Origin of the sequence: Candidatus Nitrotoga sp. BS (assembly GCF_927797785.1) — a bacterium.
In the GTDB taxonomy this organism is placed as follows: domain Bacteria; phylum Pseudomonadota; class Gammaproteobacteria; order Burkholderiales; family Gallionellaceae; genus Nitrotoga.
The window spans coordinates 1-17,298 of record NZ_CAKMLL010000037.1 but is presented as its reverse complement, the minus strand read 5'-3'; the positions used below and the strand labels follow the sequence as shown (position 1 = coordinate 17,298).

The 17,298-nt window shown below is 48.2% G+C and carries 13 protein-coding genes and 3 pseudogenes; 8 read left to right on the top strand and 8 right to left on the bottom strand.

All coding sequences use genetic code 11. From position 1 onward, the window contains the following. The first annotated feature begins 220 nt into the window (after window positions 1-220). Window positions 221-1,526 (top strand): annotated as a pseudogene (locus MJ769_RS03630) (ISNCY family transposase). Between the two features lie 715 nt (window positions 1,527-2,241). On the opposite strand, the gene clpB reads toward MJ769_RS03630, so the two are convergent. Beyond that, entirely contained in the window at window positions 2,242-4,821 is a 2,580-nt protein-coding gene (gene clpB, locus MJ769_RS03620; protein ID WP_239234476.1) for an ATP-dependent chaperone ClpB, read from the bottom strand. Window positions 4,822-5,110: 289 nt separating this feature from the next. Between clpB and MJ769_RS03615 the strand changes: the two genes are divergently transcribed. The 3 genes and pseudogenes from MJ769_RS03615 to MJ769_RS03610 all read left to right on the top strand — a co-directional run. Further along, window positions 5,111-6,442 (top strand): AAA family ATPase, encoded by a 1,332-nt coding sequence (locus MJ769_RS03615; RefSeq protein ID WP_239234475.1) that lies wholly within the window; start codon window positions 5,111-5,113, stop codon window positions 6,440-6,442. 153 nt (window positions 6,443-6,595) lie between these two features. Next, entirely contained in the window at window positions 6,596-6,757 is a 162-nt protein-coding gene (locus tag MJ769_RS14650) for a hypothetical protein (protein ID WP_445083059.1), read from the top strand. Further along, window positions 6,732-7,160, top strand: a pseudogene (locus tag MJ769_RS03610) (transposase); the annotation flags it as partial. The gene MJ769_RS14650 and the pseudogene MJ769_RS03610, both read left to right, overlap by 26 nt. Before the next feature lie 259 nt (window positions 7,161-7,419). Here MJ769_RS03610 and MJ769_RS03605 read toward each other — a convergent pair. Then, window positions 7,420-8,934 carry a hypothetical protein gene (locus tag MJ769_RS03605; RefSeq protein WP_239234474.1) on the bottom strand — a complete coding sequence of 505 codons (1,515 nt, stop codon included), beginning with the start codon at window positions 8,932-8,934 and terminating at the stop codon, window positions 7,420-7,422. 410 nt (window positions 8,935-9,344) lie between these two features. Further along, the gene (locus tag MJ769_RS03600; protein ID WP_239234473.1) at window positions 9,345-10,505 is read right to left on the bottom strand and encodes a hypothetical protein; all 1,161 of its coding nucleotides are present in this window, start codon (window positions 10,503-10,505) and stop codon (window positions 9,345-9,347) included. A 459-nt stretch (window positions 10,506-10,964) separates the two neighbouring features. Between MJ769_RS03600 and MJ769_RS03595 the strand changes: the two genes are divergently transcribed. The 3 genes and pseudogenes from MJ769_RS03595 (at window position 10,965) to MJ769_RS03585 (ending at window position 13,501) form a co-directional block, all read left to right on the top strand. Then, entirely contained in the window at window positions 10,965-11,123 is a 159-nt protein-coding gene (locus MJ769_RS03595) for a hypothetical protein (RefSeq protein ID WP_239234472.1), read from the top strand. Between the two features lie 593 nt (window positions 11,124-11,716). Next, window positions 11,717-12,339 (top strand): annotated as a pseudogene (locus MJ769_RS03590) (IS3 family transposase); the annotation flags it as partial. An 88-nt stretch (window positions 12,340-12,427) separates the two neighbouring features. Continuing rightward, complete coding sequence (locus MJ769_RS03585; RefSeq protein WP_239234471.1) at window positions 12,428-13,501, top strand: helix-turn-helix transcriptional regulator; 1,074 nt, start codon at window positions 12,428-12,430, stop codon at window positions 13,499-13,501. A 384-nt stretch (window positions 13,502-13,885) separates the two neighbouring features. Here MJ769_RS03585 and MJ769_RS03580 read toward each other — a convergent pair whose 3' ends face one another. The 4 genes from MJ769_RS03580 to MJ769_RS03565 form a co-directional block, all read right to left on the bottom strand. Beyond that, a complete protein-coding gene (locus MJ769_RS03580) occupies window positions 13,886-14,506 on the bottom strand; it encodes a hypothetical protein (RefSeq protein WP_239234470.1) in 621 nt (206 codons plus the stop codon). 93 nt (window positions 14,507-14,599) lie between these two features. After that, window positions 14,600-14,959: a hypothetical protein gene (locus tag MJ769_RS03575; RefSeq protein WP_239234469.1), complete on the bottom strand. Its 360-nt coding sequence runs from the start codon at window positions 14,957-14,959 to the stop codon at window positions 14,600-14,602. A 353-nt stretch (window positions 14,960-15,312) separates the two neighbouring features. Continuing rightward, window positions 15,313-15,636, bottom strand: a complete 324-nt coding sequence (locus tag MJ769_RS03570) for an EthD family reductase (protein WP_239234468.1) — start codon at window positions 15,634-15,636, stop codon at window positions 15,313-15,315. A 67-nt stretch (window positions 15,637-15,703) separates the two neighbouring features. Next, entirely contained in the window at window positions 15,704-16,177 is a 474-nt protein-coding gene (locus MJ769_RS03565) for a hypothetical protein (protein WP_239234467.1), read from the bottom strand. A gap of 228 nt (window positions 16,178-16,405) precedes the next feature. On the opposite strand from MJ769_RS03565, the gene MJ769_RS03560 reads away from it, so the two are divergent. Continuing rightward, window positions 16,406-16,876 carry a cupin domain-containing protein gene (locus MJ769_RS03560; RefSeq protein ID WP_239234466.1) on the top strand — a complete coding sequence of 157 codons (471 nt, stop codon included), beginning with the start codon at window positions 16,406-16,408 and terminating at the stop codon, window positions 16,874-16,876. 106 nt (window positions 16,877-16,982) lie between these two features. On the opposite strand, the gene MJ769_RS03555 is transcribed toward MJ769_RS03560, so the two are convergent. Next, the gene (locus MJ769_RS03555; protein WP_239234465.1) at window positions 16,983-17,258 is read right to left on the bottom strand and encodes a hypothetical protein; all 276 of its coding nucleotides are present in this window, start codon (window positions 17,256-17,258) and stop codon (window positions 16,983-16,985) included. Window positions 17,259-17,298 lie beyond the last annotated feature (40 nt).

The window sequence follows — 17,298 nt, the reverse complement described above, 5'->3', positions numbered from 1 at the left end:
CAAAACACAGCAAATTCGATTACAGAGATAGGGGATTTTTAGAGGTGCCCTGAAGGCAGGTTTGGACAAGACGAAATGGTTATAACCTGGATTACTTTCGGGTGAGAACTGTTAGCGCAAAGTAGTAATGTCCCCATTTTCCCAAATAGAAATGTCCCCTGAGTGAGTACACTCAACGCCAGTTAAAACAAACGGCGAGAATTTTTGAATGGATATGATGATGAGTCAAAAGGAAGCGGTACGTGGACAAGTGATGGAGCTACTAAAGGCGAGGAAAATCGATCAGAAGGAAGCGGGTCAACGACTGGGTGTGAGCGTGCGTCAGATCAAGCATCAAGCGCATCGTAAAACGATACCGTGTATCAGGCTTGCTCGGGTTAATCAGCAAGAAGCGCGGCAGCGCCTCAAACCGACGGCTTGATGACACCATCCGCACGACGGCCATCAACCTGATCGGTGCGCATTACCCTGACTTCGGGCCGACACTGACCTGCGAGAAATTGCATGAACGTCACGGCATTACACTCTCGGTTGAAAGCACGCGCAAGCTCATGATGACAGAAGGCTTCTGGAAGCCTCGCAAAGGTGCCAAAGCGTGTGTTCATCCCATGCGAGAACGCCGTGCGCGACTGGGCGAGATGATCCAGATCGACGGCTCGCCGCACGACTGGTTTGAGGGGCGCGGCGAATATTGCACCTTGCTGGTGTTCATCGATGACGCCACTGGAAATCTGATGCAGCTACGCTTTGCGCCCACCGAGACCACTCTGGGATACATGCGCGTCCTGCACGACCACATCGTGGCTCACGGCGTGCCAGCTGCACTGTATAGCGACAAGCACAGCATCTTCCGTATCAATACCAAGGATGCCGATCCGAACGCAGAAACCCAATTCTCACGGGCAGCCAGGGAATTGGAAATCGAATGTATTCATGTCAATAGCCCACAAGCCAAGGGACGCGTGGAACGTGCCAACCAGACCTTGCAGGACAGGCTGGTCAAGGAAATGCGTCTGGCAGGAATCAATAACATGGCAGAAGCCAATGCTTGGTTGCCGGCGTACATTGCCGATTACAACCAACGCTTCTCTGTCGTGCCCAAAGACCCCCAGGACGCGCATTTACCGTATCACGGCACAGCAGAAGAACTGATGCGCACCCTGTCGGTACAGGTGATAAAAACGCTATCAAAGAACCTATCCTGCCAACACCAGGGAGAATTGATACAAGTCGAGACCAGCGGCACGGGATTGGCACTGCGGGGAGCCAAAGTGGCACTACACCAACACTTTGACGGTTCGCGTGAACTGCGCTGGCGCAAACGTAAACTCAGCTATACATCCATGACCAAAGCGCAAAAACAGGCGGTAGAGGCTGACGGCAAGGCGGTTAATGCGCGGGTAGACAAGGCCCTTGCAAAACGCAAAATGACACGAAACACGGGGCATAAACCAGCAGCGAAGCACCCCTGGAGAAACATGTCCATCGGCAAGCCCGCCACCGACGAACACGGCGTTACGCGGTAAAGAAAATACAGGCAAAGGGGACATTTCTATTTAGCGTTGACACGATGGTTTTTGGCTGCATCCCGTGCAACTTCAACTGATTGAGCAGACATTGATAATTGCACGCAAATTGCGCTGGAAATTCTGATGCCATTACGATTCATCCTCATGGTAGAGTACAAAAAAATCCTTTTCGGGATGAGGATGAATTATGTTATTGAATCATGTTGCTGAGGGATGTTTCTCCGCGATAGCGGCTTCGTTCAACTTGGCGTTCAAGAGCGACGCGCGGTCTTTCAATTTGTCGTTGACGCTGTATAAAAAGACTATGTCGCATTACCTATGTACTCTCACCTCCGACCGCGGCAGTCATATGCCTGCGACCAGTATCAAGCTTCAAGAGAAAAACATGGCTTCGTCAGTAGCATGAGCCGTAAGGGCAACTGCTGGGACGGCAGAATGCTTCTTCCTGAGCCTCAAAATTAAGTACGTTTGGCAGCGCGAATATGCCTATCAAATGATAGGCATAAGCAGATTTCACCGCATACATCTTGGGATTCTATAAACCGTAATCGCACACACTCAATTTTGGGCAGTCTGTCTCCCTCCTCCGACTTTGAGCGGAGCAAGGGTGTAAAGAATCCTATCGTTGTGTCCGAAATTACTTGACCACCACAGAGGGCGATGGTTAAAGTCGCCCCTCACTTTCTGTATTCAGCGGTATATCTATTTGACCTTAACCTTTATCAAACCTCATTACCCCACCCAAGCAATGAATCTTGATAGTGTCTTTAGCGGCGAAACGGCCTTCCAAAAGTTGTTTGGCGAGCGGATTTTCGAGTTGCGACTGAATAGCGCGTTTAAGCGGTCGGGCACCATAAGTAGGGTCGAATCCGGCGGTGGCGATTTCCGCCAGAGCAGAATCAGTAATTTCCAGTTTAATATCCATTGCAGCCAAACGGCTTTCCAAATAACCCAACTGGATACGTGCGATAGCCTTGATATTTTTTTCATCCAGTGCATGGAACACCACCACTTCGTCAATGCGGTTGATAAACTCAGGACGGAAGTAACTCTTTACCTCGCCCATCACCGCCAGTTTGATTACTTGGTAATCATCACCAGATAGCTGTTGGATCATTTGGCTGCCAAGGTTCGAGGTCATTACAACCACTGTATTCTTGAAATCTACTGTACGCCCCTGTCCGTCGGTCATGCGGCCATCATCCAGCACTTGTAAAAGCACGTTAAACACATCCGGGTGCGCTTTCTCCACTTCATCCAACAATATGACGGAATACGGTTTGCGCCGGACGGCCTCGGTGAGTCCGCCGCCCTCTTCATAACCGACATAGCCTGGCGGCGCACCGATTAGGCGCGACACGGAATGCTTTTCCATATACTCACTCATGTCGATGCGGATGAGGTGATCTTCTGAATCGAACAAAAACCCAGCCAACGCCTTGCATAATTCGGTTTTACCCACCCCAGTAGGCCCTAAAAACAGAAAAGACCCGTATGGACGGTTAGGATCCCCTAGCCCAGAACGCGACCGACGTATTGCGTCCGACACCAAGCGTACCGCCTCGTCCTGGCCGACCACACGCTCGTGCAACTTGGTTTCCATCTGCAACAGTTTGTCACGCTCGCCCTGCATCATTTTGGAAACGGGAATGCCGGTGGCACGACTCACTACTTCTGCAATTTCCTCCGCACCAACGTGCGTGCGTAGCAGACGATTCTGGGGCTTGGTTGCCTCAGCCTGGTTCGCCTCTTTCAATTTCGCTTCGAGTTGTGGGAGTTGGCCATATTGCAACTCGGCTACTTTTTCCAATTTACCTTCGCGCTGCAACCGGATAATTTCGGCACGTACGCGTTCGATTTCTTCCTTTACATGTGCCGTGCCATGTGCCGAGCCTTTCTCTGCCTTCCATATTTCTTCCAGGTCGGCATATTCACGCGACAGCTTTTCAATCTCGTCTTCGATAATCTGCATGCGTTTTTTCGACGCTTCGTCCTTTTCCTTCTTCACTGCTTCGCGTTCAATTTTTAACTGAATCAGACGCCGATCAAGTTTGTCCATCACTTCCGGTTTAGAATCAATTTCCATCTTGATGCGCGCAGCGGCTTCGTCTATCAGATCAATTGCTTTGTCTGGCAAAAAGCGGTCGGTAATATAGCGGTGCGACAATTCTGCCGCTGCCACGATAGCCGGATCGGTAATTTCCACACCGTGGTGTAACTCATATTTTTCCTGCAAACCGCGCAGGATGGCGATGGTTGCTTCCACTGTCGGCTCATCCACCAACACCTTTTGGAAACGACGCTCTAGCGCGCCATCTTTTTCAATGTATTTACGGTATTCATCCAGCGTTGTAGCGCCGATGCAATGCAACTCACCACGTGCCAACGCTGGCTTCAGCATGTTGCCTGCATCCATCGCACCTTCAGCCTTGCCTGCTCCGACCATGGTATGCAGCTCGTCAATAAATACAACGATACGTCCTTCCTCCATGGCTATTTCCTTCAGCACAGATTTCAGGCGTTCTTCGAATTCCCCGCGATATTTCGCACCAGCCAGTAGTGCCGCCATATCAAGCGACAATACGCGTTTCCCCTTCAGAGATTCGGGTACTTCTTCGTTGACAATACGTTGCGCTAAACCCTCCACGATAGCGGTCTTACCCACGCCCGGTTCACCAATCAAAACCGGGTTATTTTTGGTGCGTCGTTGCAGAACCTGAATAGCGCGACGGATTTCATCGTCTCGTCCGATCACTGGATCCAGCTTGCCTTGGCGGGCACGCTCGGTAAGATCCATGGTGTATTTTTTCAGTGCCTCGCGCTGCCCTTCAGCTTCCTGGCTACCAACGTTTTGCCCGCCACGCACCGCATTGATAGCCTGTTCCAGCGCCGCACGGGCCACACCCTGCTGCTTCAATAAACGTCCACATTCACCCTTGTCTTCAGTTAGAGCTAACAAAAACATCTCTGAGGCAATGAATTGGTCGCCACGATTTTGCGCTTGTTTGTCTGCCAGGTTCAGCAAGTTAGCAAGATCGCGTCCGACCTGTACCTCGCCGCCGTGCCCTTCTACCTTAGTCAGACGCTCCACGCTTTGCGTCAATGTTTCTTTTAAAGGAACGACATTACCGCCCGCGCGCGCAAGCAATGAAGCCGCGCCACTATCAGCATCATTGAGCAATGCCAACAGTAAATGCTGCGGCTCAATAAATTGATTGTCACCACCCACAGCCAAACTTTGTGCATCGGACAGCGCCTGTTGTAGCTTAGTCGTAAATTTTTCGAATCTCATAATGACTCCTTCATCAAAATTATTAACTAGTAGATTGGGCAGATGACAGAAATTTCAAGTATTCTTAAAGCCATATTCGATCCAATTAATACAACTTGGATTCACATTCGAAGTGCAACATTCAGTGAGGCCGCATATTAACAGGCATACCCCCTAATCCTTCATCCATCTTGGCTCTCGATCTGACTTCGCCTTGACTGAGCAATCCTCTTTAGTCTAGAATATTTCTCGTTTTTCCCATGAATCCGGCACGGAAAGCTTGCCGTGAACGGATGAATGCTGGCAGCTCTTGGGCCAACCGACAGCTCGCGTGCATGGCATCTTGCTGAGTGACTACAACATCGTGCAGGTCATCGCCATCGCTATCGCCACAAGGAGAACACAATCAATGGATAACTTCCAGATATATGAATTTACGCCTTTGTGGCTGGCCATAGACCGCATTGGTCCATTCCAGACAGAACCGGAAGAAGTAAGCTTCACCGATAATAATGGAGAGTCGTGCAATTTCTTTATGCTCCATGCCAAAAATGGTCGAGGCAAGACAACGATACTGGAACTGTTTTCAGCCTTAGCGGGAATGATAGGCTTTACCAAACCACAGGATTTAGCCGCAGCTCGTAATCGCCCCTTCGACGCACCGTTTAATCTGGAAAACTTGGATCGTGGCCCAGGGCGGGCGCAATTGGATTTTCGTATTCACTACAATGAAGATGGCCATGACCGCGTTGCTGTGTTATCTCTGTTTGCCGGTCAGCTGGAGGGGGAAAATAGCTTACGTCAGTGGGACGAAGAAGCACTGAAAAAAGTGGGGGCGCAGCAGTGGCATCGTTTTGGTTTCTGCCGCAACGAGGCGGAAGCTTGGTCAACAATTGGCCTGGATGATAAATGGATTACAAACTTTATTTCAGGTATTGATGAAGCCACGGGTGAAAAAATTGGTGGCTTTGAAGAAAGCATGCTGGACTGGCCCACGGTCATTTATTTTTCGGCCTATCGTAATATTGTGCCAGTTAATCCGAATCAGCATCGCGCCATTGTTCCCCCTGTGGATTGGAATTACGCGCCTTCGTACTCTTTTGGCACAGAAAGCGGCGATTGGCGTGACTCGCTCGACAATCTATTGGTTTGGTTGAAGTGGCTTGATGACGGACGTTTTGATCGTGCGCTAAAATTAGTTAATGAGCGAGTTTTTGCCGATACCGTTACCGCGATCAAGGGTGTTCGTAAAGATCCGCATGAGGTTGAAGTCGAGCGCAACGGAAATGTGCATCGACTCGATTCACTCAACAACGGGGAAAAAAGTCTGGTGCAAATGTTTGTACGCCTTGGCGCATATATGACGCGCAACACAATTTTGCTAATTGACGAACCTGAAGCACATTTACACGAAGACAGGCAACATCGACTTCTTATTCAGCTTAAAAAAATGGCACAGGAACAGTTTCCTGGATTGACGATTATTTTGGCTACCCATTCATCAAAAATGATGGCTGCTTTTGCATTGGAGCGGGAAGAAGATAATCTGCGCAAAGGCTGTAATCTATTCGATACCGTAGACGTAAAAGCAAATTTCCCTCGGCCCAAGGAGAGAGTATTCAGTAGACCAGAAGAACGTTAATCGGATTGCAAGCCAGCTCAATTGCGGTATCGGGAAGTAACGCTGTATGCTATAAAGCCTCTTGCAAAACCCTGAGTTTGATTTGAATTTATAGGCTAAAAAGCGGTGGGGAAAAGCGGTCATTACTGGCAAGATCAAGGTTCTAAAGACTTGATGGACACCCGAATAAATACTACGCAACGATCCGAAATTATGCAATGCTGGCATGTATTGCAACATGAATTACTGCCGGAATTGAAGAGCGAAGTGGGCGCGCTGACGCCGAAACTGAAGCAAGTAGTTCACACGTTGGAATGGCGACAAGCTGCACATTGACACGGCGGATTGCGGCATACCGGTTATGCATTGCTCACCAGTGCGTCAATGCACGATAGTTTGGCCGCAATTCCCTTATCGTTTATCACGGCAGAGCGGATAACGAACTGCTACGACCTGATGGACGCGGCATATTGCAGTACGATTTTACGGAACACAGCAAAATCTGGGGCATGTGCCGTTGATTGACCACAACCCGCGTCGTGGCGAGAAGATTGAATTCTCGCCAAATGAAGCCGAGCGCTACAAGGAACGCAGCCAAGCGGAACGTACGAATTCCAGATTGAAGAATAATTTCGGTGGCCGACACATCCGGATGAGAGGACACGACAAGGTGATGTCACATCTGATGTTCGGCATATTGGCATTGACAGCGGATCAACTGTTGCGCTTGCTGACGTAATCGCAAGGGAAAAACTGAGAATGCAGTAGAAAAACCACACCAGAAACCGGTGTGTTGGGTGAACTCAAGCCCGACAGTAATACAAGGTGACCCAAAACGGTTTGGGTTGATGAAAACAACAAAAAACGACCTTCGCTGTGTCAATAGGTTAATTACGCCTGGCTTGGTGGAGGGGTTTGCAAGGAGCTCTATTTTTTAAAAATGCGGTGCGCTATATAGCGCACCGCAAATGTTCCAGGTCATAACACTACACTCAACACTATGGACAAACGTTGCGGCCAGATGGCTTGACGCCAACTGTAAGTCGAACATTGGTGTCGGACGGAGAGCGAGTCCCTGCTGTTGGCCACTGTGACATGACCAAATCGATGTAATTGCAGCTTCTGTCGATTTTAGATGTCCAATTTATAACATTAAAGCCTGCCGTGCGAAGGCGTTGGATTGCGGCTATCACATCTGTTCCGACGACGTTTAGGAGCGCCGTGTATGTTGAAGATACGCTGATAGAGGCATAACCATTAACAACCCCCCTGAAAAAGATACTCATGGCTCCAGCTCCATAAGTCCAAGTCTCACCCGCCGCCAAAGGTGCGTCGACAAATCCACTACTGCCCCCAGGATGCATGTCGAGCAGGAAAGTCTTCCCATCAACAGGATCTTCCCGGCGAATAATAAGGCCAGGAGACCAAGGGCTGGCTGACTGCCGGTACTCCACCCAAAAGGTCGTTTCACCATTCACTATTTTCAGCGCTTTCAACACCGGTGAGCTCTGTTGCTCGAGCGGCGCGAGATAATAGTGAGTAGGGGGTCTCCTCGGATCGAAAACAATGTTCTCCAAATCCCCCTGTTTAAAAAACCATCCCAGCGTATTTAGATGCTGCGCAGCCAAGACATTGTATGGTAAAGGCAGAGCCCGACCCATGACAGAATAACGATCTTCGTAATCAACCTGCATACAATTTGCACTAAACGGTACTGGGGCACCTGACACATCAACACATCTTGTCCCGTGGGAATGATGGACACCAAGATTATGCCCAAGCTCATGAGTCACAAGATAATCCTCGTCATTCCAAAGCCCATCCAACCATGCCCGTTTTCCACCGAGCTCAGCATTGCCCCGCGGGCAGGCGTTGGTGTGGGAATTGTAATAGATGATATTATCGAAGCTGTCCGGATTGATCCCGACCGACCTCGCGGCTGCATCGGCCTCACCAGCTAGATAGATCCGCCAACTATCATCGCAGATTGACCTGGCGAGTTTTGGTGATCGAATGAGGTAAGGGCCAGCAGCCGTTGTCTGCCAACCCTGGAATAAGCCTCGAGAAATTAATTGGAAATACGGTGTGGCATATTCATCCACCCATGATTTGGCTTCATCGCGCGATACATCGGCTAAAACTGGAGGATTTGAAGCATCCCCATCCCATTCGACGATTATCACAAGCGCTTTGCGAGCTCCGCTTATAGGAGCCAATCTGGGCGCGAAAGACGACGTTGAACGCGCATCAAACAATATATCGTCGTCCGCTGGCAATGTCGGTGCGGCTCGGTCATCAGTACCTAAACCGTTGACGAAATTATACCAACCACCTTCGATGAGTTTACTGCCGCCCTCTACGGCAATGGCAGTAGGCTTATCGTTGTCTAGAGCGGGAGTATCACCGACAGCTGTTTCGCTGCACACGATGAGTGTGCAGAAAGCAAAACAGCTCAGGATCTTCAATCGCATACGAATAATTTCTAATAAAGAAATACCCTTCAAGTTAAACATATCAATCTCCTAATTCAAAAAATTATCTGCGCATAGCCGCAGCATAAATATTTGGCCAATCATTGATCCAGTAGCTGGAAAGTTTGGAGAAAAAGTGTAAGCCAATACACCGTGCGGGCATTTCTTGCAAAATGCAAAGACTGACACCTTTTTATTCCTATAAAAGTTGCTTAGAAAAAGTACATATTCCACTGTCTGCCATAAAGCTCTCACTTAAATTCGGATCAGATCCAGGATGGCTCTAATTCGGGCAAGCCCGGTCATTTGGTTTTCAGCAGCAACAGTCAAAACTTTAAAATGGTTTGGGATAGGTTGAACACAGCGCACCGATTTCAATTTTTCAACGTGACCGATGCGCCCTAATTGCACATTCCATCTGTTCAGCCGGGTTTTATTGCTCCTGAACGGTTTTATTGCTCCTGAACGGGTGGCCTGCCTGTACCCGGCCCTGTACGAGGCCCGCCACCTCCTCCGCCACCTTGAGGCGGAGGAGGTGGCGTCACGGCAGGGGGCGGAACAATTACCGGCGGTGGAACAACCACCGGCGGTGGCGGGGTGGTGGGATTATCATCCGGGTTGAGATCCAGCGTAACGGTAACATCGTACTCGGTGTAAATCTTGCAGGAAGGGTCAATAGTGTCCCTAGGTAATAATGTATCAGCAACTATTTTAGTGTTGGTGCCGTTGTCACCGATAAAAGGAAACAAAGGGGACGGAAGAAGTTCATTTAAACCAAGAATGGGATTTTTAATTTTTTCATTTTCAGTAAATGCGATTACTGCGGGAAAAAATTCCCCATATGCGGTGTCGTAATGGAAAGTCCCCGCAAATTTTTGAATTTCCCCTGCAGAATAGGGTGGCCCGATATTCGAAAAACTTACATACTGATGGCCACTAATAATTTGTCCTACCGACACACCGCCTCCTGAAGAGACTTTAGGGGTACTGATCTTCCACCATAAAGTCCCTTCGCCGGAGCTACCGAAATCACAGTTACCAAAAACACCATCTTGCCATCCCCCCCGATGGATCTCTTCGGAGCGCAATGGCGACAGCGTGATGTCATAGACCGGATACACATCCAGGGACAGAGTTTCGACCAACGCAAACGGCGTGCCATCGGCATTGAGGACTGCCGGATCGGTCACCCGCAATAACGGGTGGACGGTGATTTTTTCTCGGCCTTGGGGATCGTAAACATGGTTGGCAATAAACGTCGAGGTGCCGTCGTACACTTGTTCCGCATCAAAAGACTGACCCTGACCGTCCCAGGCGATGGCAATGCGCAACGGGCGGGAGGGTGAAGTCAAACCGCCCCGTATCGTTACACGCACATTTGTGCTATATCTCTGTTTGAATTCAGCAGAATATACTGTTGCTCTTTGTTCAGCCGAGGGCTGTACCGCAAAATTGGCTGCGGCTTGGTTACTATCAGGTAAAACTGTCGCGTCTGCTTGCACAAACTGCGCTTGGCTAGCATTGGTATTCTGCATGACATTATCCCGCCCAGCGGAATATGAATCTACCTGTTCGTTTGATGCACTTCTAGCCAGAGCAATGTTGTGGTTCATTAAACTACCCAGAGCCACAGCTAAAAGGGTCGCGATAAATCTCTGGTTTCTGATGTATCCACATTTCATTGTTTTACTCCTACAAATAAAAAGAGTGAAGAGCACGATGCATAGAACAAACGTTATGCTTTTCTGGTTCGTCACAAAAGCAGCCAGTGATAGTTCCTATTGCGGGTATCCAGAGTATCAATAAATATAATTAAGAACACCCTCCCAGAGGAGGGTAATTTATGTGTTTGTGAAATATTCACTATTTGGACTAAGAAATGAAAGTTGTCCAGGATGAACTTTAAATCAACGTAACTATTTGACTGCTACAAATACGTTCAAAGGAATTACTCTGGTAGTGAAATAAACCTGTACCCCGTTAGCACTATGTGGACTATTTAGTCGAATTGCATATGAGGAAGATTTATTCATCGTTAACCTAAGAGGAAACGATGATGAACAACAAAGTCAGTGTCGAAAAAAAAGGTTCGAGACATCTGCCGTCATTTCCGCAAGAAATATAACGCTGAAAAAAATCCGTATTTCCTAGCGGGCTTGCGAGGTGAAGACAGTATTGCCGAATTGTCCGGCGAGAAGGAATTATCCGAATATTTATTACCGCTGACCTAAAGAGTTTATGGAAGCCGCTTAGCAGCGATTGGCGAGCGACATTCAACGTCAGGCGACTTCTGATGAGGTAAAGCAATTACGCTTGGAAGCGACCGCTCTAAAAGAAACCTGAGCGGAACTCCTTCTGGAAAATCGCCTACTGAAATAAAATGGAAAACCATCATCAGGCGGCCCATGCAATAGCGGCTACTTTTTAAATATCAAGTCCCGCCTGGATGTCAAGTCCCGTCAGTTTATCCATCGATGTTCGAACGGTGTCCTGGGCGCGTTGTGTTCATGGCGCAGCCCGCATTTACAAGGTAGATCAATCTTGAAAGCACAATTAAAACAACATCCATCCTCGGTATCGACATTGCCAAGCACAAGCTTATGTGGCGCTTATACTTAACGGGAAATACAAAAACAATGTGTTCGATAACAATCAAGCAGGTTTTACGGCACTTACTGGCTGGTTGGCCCAACATCAACAAGCCAGCCACGCCCATGCTTGCATGGAAGCGACAGGCATCTACGGGGAAGCCCTCACCACCTTTTGGACGGATGCACACCACAAGGTCAGCGTGGTCAACCCTGTCAGCGTGGTCAACCCTTGCATTCGTAGGAAATTGGGGATACGCTGCAAACAAAAACGCACCACGTTCAAGGCAACGACGAACCCGGATCACGTCATGCCGGTTGCGCCAAATTTGCTGGAGCAGACATTCAAGGCGACCGCCCCCAATCAGATCTCGGTGACCGACATCACCTACATCCCGACGGATGAGGGTTGGCTCTATCTGGCAGGCCACAAAGATTTGTTCAGTGGCGATCTGGTGGGCTACGCCATGAGCGAGCGCATGACCTAAAACTTGGTCAGCTAATCGTTGTTTCGCGGTATAGCGACGAAACGCCCACCGCGCGGACTGATACACCACTCGGATCGGGGTAGCCAGTATTTCGCCTATGAGTACAGAAAATTGCTCGATCAGTTCGGTATGGTGCCATCGATGTCACGCTGGGGGAACTGCTACGACAACGCCCTCATGGAAAGCTTCTGGGGATTGCTCAAAAATGAATTGGTGCATCACCGGCGCTTCAAGACCCGCGCCGAGGCCATTCAGGCCATCACCGAATACATCGAAATATTTACCGGCGGCAGCGCAAACAAGCACGTTTGGGATATCTGTCTCCTGTCACATTTGAGCGTCAATTCTATGAGATTAGTTTGGCAGCATGAACCCGTTGGTGTCCATTATTGACAACCGACCTCAGAGTTCCATCCAACTCGTAGATTAATTTACAGACAGGTAGGAATCAGACCAAATATGAAAACTAAGCCCAGCCACGCATTAGCGCATTTACGTCAAATTTGTTGCTCGGGTTTAAGTCGCGAAATAGCGATTACCGAATTCCTGCGCTCGGTACCGATGCTGATTTCTTCCAACAGCAATACTTTTTCAATTAGTGACTCTAGCCTGCAACCGATTTATCATTTAAGTGGATTCGATTTGTCCGATATGGCGGAAGTCGCTCCCGATATAATTGCGGATTACCATACCCCAGAGAGACAAAAACGTGCCATCGCCTGGTTTAGCCGGCACCCAATCATCAGCGACCCTAGGGTAATGGACGAGTCGTTTTACCTGACAGATATGTACAATCTAATCTATCGGCAATTCGATATGCATCATTTGTTATGGGTACCTATTAAATTAGATGCCGAAAAAACCGGTATATTGGGTTTGTACCGCCAGCTTAGCCAAAAACCGTTTGATAACAATGATAAGGCACAGCTCATGCAGTTGTTACGGTATGTCGTGCATGCCTATCGGGCCGTTAGCGATGTCTGCATCGAATTCAGCCAGAGCGGCTTATCGGGGATGATGATTTTAAATGCTGAAGGCACCATTCTTTACCAATGTCCGGAAGCAAAGCGATTACTGGAACAAGTTCGTTATCCAAGACTGTTAACCGATTTACGCAAGCAGGATCGTTTAATGTTGAAGCTGGCTGAGCTATGCAACAATCTGCGCAGAATATATCGAGGCCAAGATGCGCCTCCGCCCTCGTTATTGCATACCAACCTGAATGGGCAGTTTCTGTTCCGGGCGTATTGGTTGGATGGCAGCAATTGCGAAGCAGAGGGCTTGATCGGTGTGACGATAGAGCATCACCAACCGTTAACACAGAGAATTTTGCGGGCAATGCGCGATTTACCGCTATCGCCGACGCAGAGAGAGGTAGCTTTTTTGTTAGCTCAAGGCCTGCCATTCGAACAAATTGGTCTACGTCTACATATCAAGCAGACTACAGTTAAAGACCATGTCAATAAAATATATACCAAACTGGACATTCATCAGCGCGGGGAATTGTTGCCGAAACTGCTGGCTGTGACGTGATCAAAACAAGTGGATTGAAGATATAAACGGAGTCATGTTCTGACCCATCTACGTCAACCATGCTGCACCGGTTTAAGTAAAGAGCTGGCAATAGCCGAGTTTTGCGAACCATGTAAATATTGATCGCTTCGAATAATAATTCCTTCTCGGTTCACAATGCACAGCAGCAACCAATTTATCATGTTGTGGATTTTGATATCGCCGATATGATCGACTCTGTCATATACGCGCACTGACCACAGTGGGCGGTTTTTATTTCGAGCAAATCGACCTGTGTCTAGATGTTAAACTGACAACGGTTAAGGATCATGACCGCAAGATTTACACTAATTTAGATATTCATCAACAAGAAGAAACGCTGCTAAAATTATTGACGTTACAAACTCAGGAACCGGATACCCGGACGGTTCTGCAGGTCACCCGCCAACCAGCCAACCCGATCAATATTAACCAGGCCGTAGCTGGCAAAGGCACTGACGCGCGATTGAAAAATTTTAGATCTTCCACAACGATGCCGTCGATGGACACATGTTGAATTTGATAGATTTCCACCCGCTTGATCAAGTGTGCGCTAACTGATAAGGTGAAAAACTGATTATTACCGAGATCGGTACCAAAAACCTGGGCTAAATCGAGCAGGTTTCCACCGACTTCCGAATCGTAAGCGGTAAGCTGTAAACCATTTTCGCCGACATCGACACCGATGATGCTGACATCCGTGATATCGGATGAAAAATAGGCGATCACCGGATTATCACTAAACCATTGATAAGCGCCGATGGCGCTAATCCCATAAGGTCCAGTGGAGCCAGACAAACCGAAATTGGTAACTCGCTCTGCGTTTGAAAAAATAACTCCTTGATTGGTGTATAGGCTATCGATGATGTCACCAGCGACACCATCGTTGAAATCAATCAGAACTGCCTGCGCGGCGGGTGCCCCACTCACAAGAATTGCCATTAAAAGCGCGAGTTTTAGTTGCATGAGTAAATTTTCAACTTTCATGAGTATTATATGGAGCCAAGTTAACCGGCCTGACATATTAGAGCCCGGCAGAAAGTATTTTGCGTTATACATGCCAACTGCCGTTTGATTATGCTATTTCAGCTTGGATTCATGTGCTAGCACATCGACAATTTTACTGCCAGGTTCCGCTACAAAGCTCTTATCAAAGTCCTCCCGCGATGAAAATGACTCTCCCATAGGTACGAGTACGGTTTCCAGGCCGGGACGATATTTGCTGGGATAGAGATAGTCCGGATAAAGCACCCAGTGTTCGGCATAGGTATCGTCTTTGGCATGGCGTGGAGGCACGTAAATTCTGCCGACTTCCTTACCGTTTTGGTAAATTCCCATTACCCCCACTTCCAGCTGCGCTTGTGATGCTTTGGACAAGCACAAAAGAGGTATTGCCAGACAACTTGCCAGTAACCAAGATAGTGTTTTTTGCGATTTCATATAAACCTCCTGTTAAGGTGAGTATAAATAATGCCAAAATTAGGTGCTGCATCTTTAAATGTTTGTGGTAACTGAAATTTATCCCAATATATTGCTAATGCTGTGTGAGCAAAATGACTGAATTGGAGAATGGTTTTTGTGTCCTCTAAGAAAAAACAAAACCTGAATTAGGCCTCCTGACCACCTTCGTCCGGATCATCGTTATTGCCCCATGCTAATCCTAAGTTGTTAGATTGTCCGGAATCCATACTCACCAGACAGGCCATTTTTGAAGTTCCTTCAATCGATAAACTACTGGCACTGGAAAACTGGGTTATGTGACTAAATAGCAATCCGAGATGAGCTATACCCGACTAGCCGCTAATAAGCACTTCATTGAACTGAATTACAGGCTCAATATCCGTATAGCTTGGCATATCACCCTGTAGCGTGAGGGCATTTGGCTCGAAGGCAGCCATAAAGTCTTCAACTGATGTAAACAGGAAATGACACATGACAAGGTAGGGCGCTTCCGAACCGGGAGCAACCCCACCCAATCCACGCTCTACGGACACGCCCTTGAACCCGTTATGCGCGCTCAAAAGTTGAATGGACATTGACATATGTGTTTCGACGTAATATTGCATATCGAATCTTGAACCTTTGATGTTGGGATACAGAATGCTGATTTTTATCAATTGCGTCTCGTAGATTGGATTGTGACAATGGGCGAAATAAACTTAGCCTATCGTGCCTTGGGATTCATTAATAGTAAACAACGGAAGCAGTGCAGAACAGATCAATATATTTCGACGCATTGACAACGCCTTCCAGCGGCTTACCGGTAAAAGGAGTGGATAATCGGGTCAAAATTAGCTGGCTTTTGAAGCGTACTGGTGATTCACCCAGGTTAATCGAAGGAATCACCACTGAAGCGTGATCGATCTGCTGATCCGGTATGTGGTCAAGGGTGACTTCCCACAAATCGCCGATCAGTGTAGATTCGGTCATAATTTCCTGTTCCTGAAATGTATAATTTTTTTGCCCCACTTGCAGGTTCAATAGTGTTTGGGCCGGGGAAATGCCGATTTCTGCCTTACTACCTATACTCAGAATGAGACTGGCGTTTTTACCGGTACATTCGTAAAAATTGGGTTCTTGCGTCGCCTGAGCGACATTTGTTAAACCGAGTCCCAGCAAAATGGCGGTTGCCAAAAGGGATGTGCGTTGTATCTTCAAGATATTCTCCTGAGTTGGATAAATAAAAATCGCGCTTAAAGTCGGTGCTGAGTGGGCTATCGCATGCTAATCAACCGTGATTTCCGTCAGTGTCTAAACAATAGCATTTCTGTATTCTGATTCCACCCTCTCCAAGGAGGGTAGTTGCAACACAAACTGCTTTTGAACTTGTAATCGGGTGTATATCCAAAAAAAATGAGGTATTTCAAACACAGAGAGTGCCCGCCAATGACGTTCAAAAGCCCAACCACCGCCGACGCCATACAGCCAGACTCAGACTTTGGCGATCCGGAACCTTTCCATTTACATATGGGTATGGCTAGCTGGCGCGCTCTGGGAGACTACTTCGGCCTTATCCAGTTTGGCGTCAGTCAAGACACTCTGCAACCCGGCGCTCAGTCGTCCCTACGTCATTGGCACACCTTGTCGGACGAGTTCGTATACATGCTCGAAGGCGAACTTGTTCTGCGAATCAATGACGGCGAATTTATGCTGAAACCGGGCATGTTTATAGGATTTAAGGCCGGGGACAACAACGCCCATCATCTCGTTAATCGTGGTTTAACCGCCGCTTCTTTTCTGGTTATCGGCTCCCGTGTTCCTGACGACGTTCCGATCTACCCAGATGACGATCTAGCCATGTTCAATACCGAAACAGGCAGGATCGAGATGCGAAAAGATGGCAGTCCTATCAAGTAACATATCAGTCGAACTGACATTGCCTCGCTTTTGAGGGCGTTAACGCCCCCCCAAAAATCGCAGCAACTATCCGCCTATCGATGATTGCCGATTAACATGCAACATCCTATTCAGGCCAGGCAGGTGTCACGCCGTCAAGGGTCAGCACCAGATCCTTAATAGCTTCTTTTTTAAACGCCCTGCGGACTAAATCGGTGTTTTCCAATTGCAAAGTCCAGTCGCTGACCGGATAGCGACCAACCAATACCTGCCACGGCGCACCTTTGGGACGTCGTGTGCCGACGATGCCGCCGTTGGTGATAACTTTGCCAGAAGTAACGGTATCCATTCCCTGAATACTGTGCGTCAGCGAGACGATACCTGTCGTGTCCCGTGTGATCATATACCCACCAGGAGCTGGGCACTATTCCGAGCAAGGGATC

Coding starts and splice junctions, on each gene's coding strand:
- clpB (WP_239234476.1), bottom strand. CDS start 4,821: ATGAGATTCGAAAAATTTACGACTAAGCTACAACAGGCGCTGTCCGAT.
- MJ769_RS14650 (WP_445083059.1), top strand. CDS start 6,596: ATGGACACCCGAATAAATACTACGCAACGATCCGAAATTATGCAATGC.
- MJ769_RS03605 (WP_239234474.1), bottom strand. CDS start 8,934: ATGTTTAACTTGAAGGGTATTTCTTTATTAGAAATTATTCGTATGCGA.
- MJ769_RS03600 (WP_239234473.1), bottom strand. CDS start 10,505: ATGAACCACAACATTGCTCTGGCTAGAAGTGCATCAAACGAACAGGTA.
- MJ769_RS03585 (WP_239234471.1), top strand. CDS start 12,428: ATGAAAACTAAGCCCAGCCACGCATTAGCGCATTTACGTCAAATTTGT.
- MJ769_RS03580 (WP_239234470.1), bottom strand. CDS start 14,506: ATGAAAGTTGAAAATTTACTCATGCAACTAAAACTCGCGCTTTTAATG.
- MJ769_RS03575 (WP_239234469.1), bottom strand. CDS start 14,959: ATGAAATCGCAAAAAACACTATCTTGGTTACTGGCAAGTTGTCTGGCA.
- MJ769_RS03560 (WP_239234466.1), top strand. CDS start 16,406: ATGACGTTCAAAAGCCCAACCACCGCCGACGCCATACAGCCAGACTCA.
- MJ769_RS03555 (WP_239234465.1), bottom strand. CDS start 17,258: ATGATCACACGGGACACGACAGGTATCGTCTCGCTGACGCACAGTATT.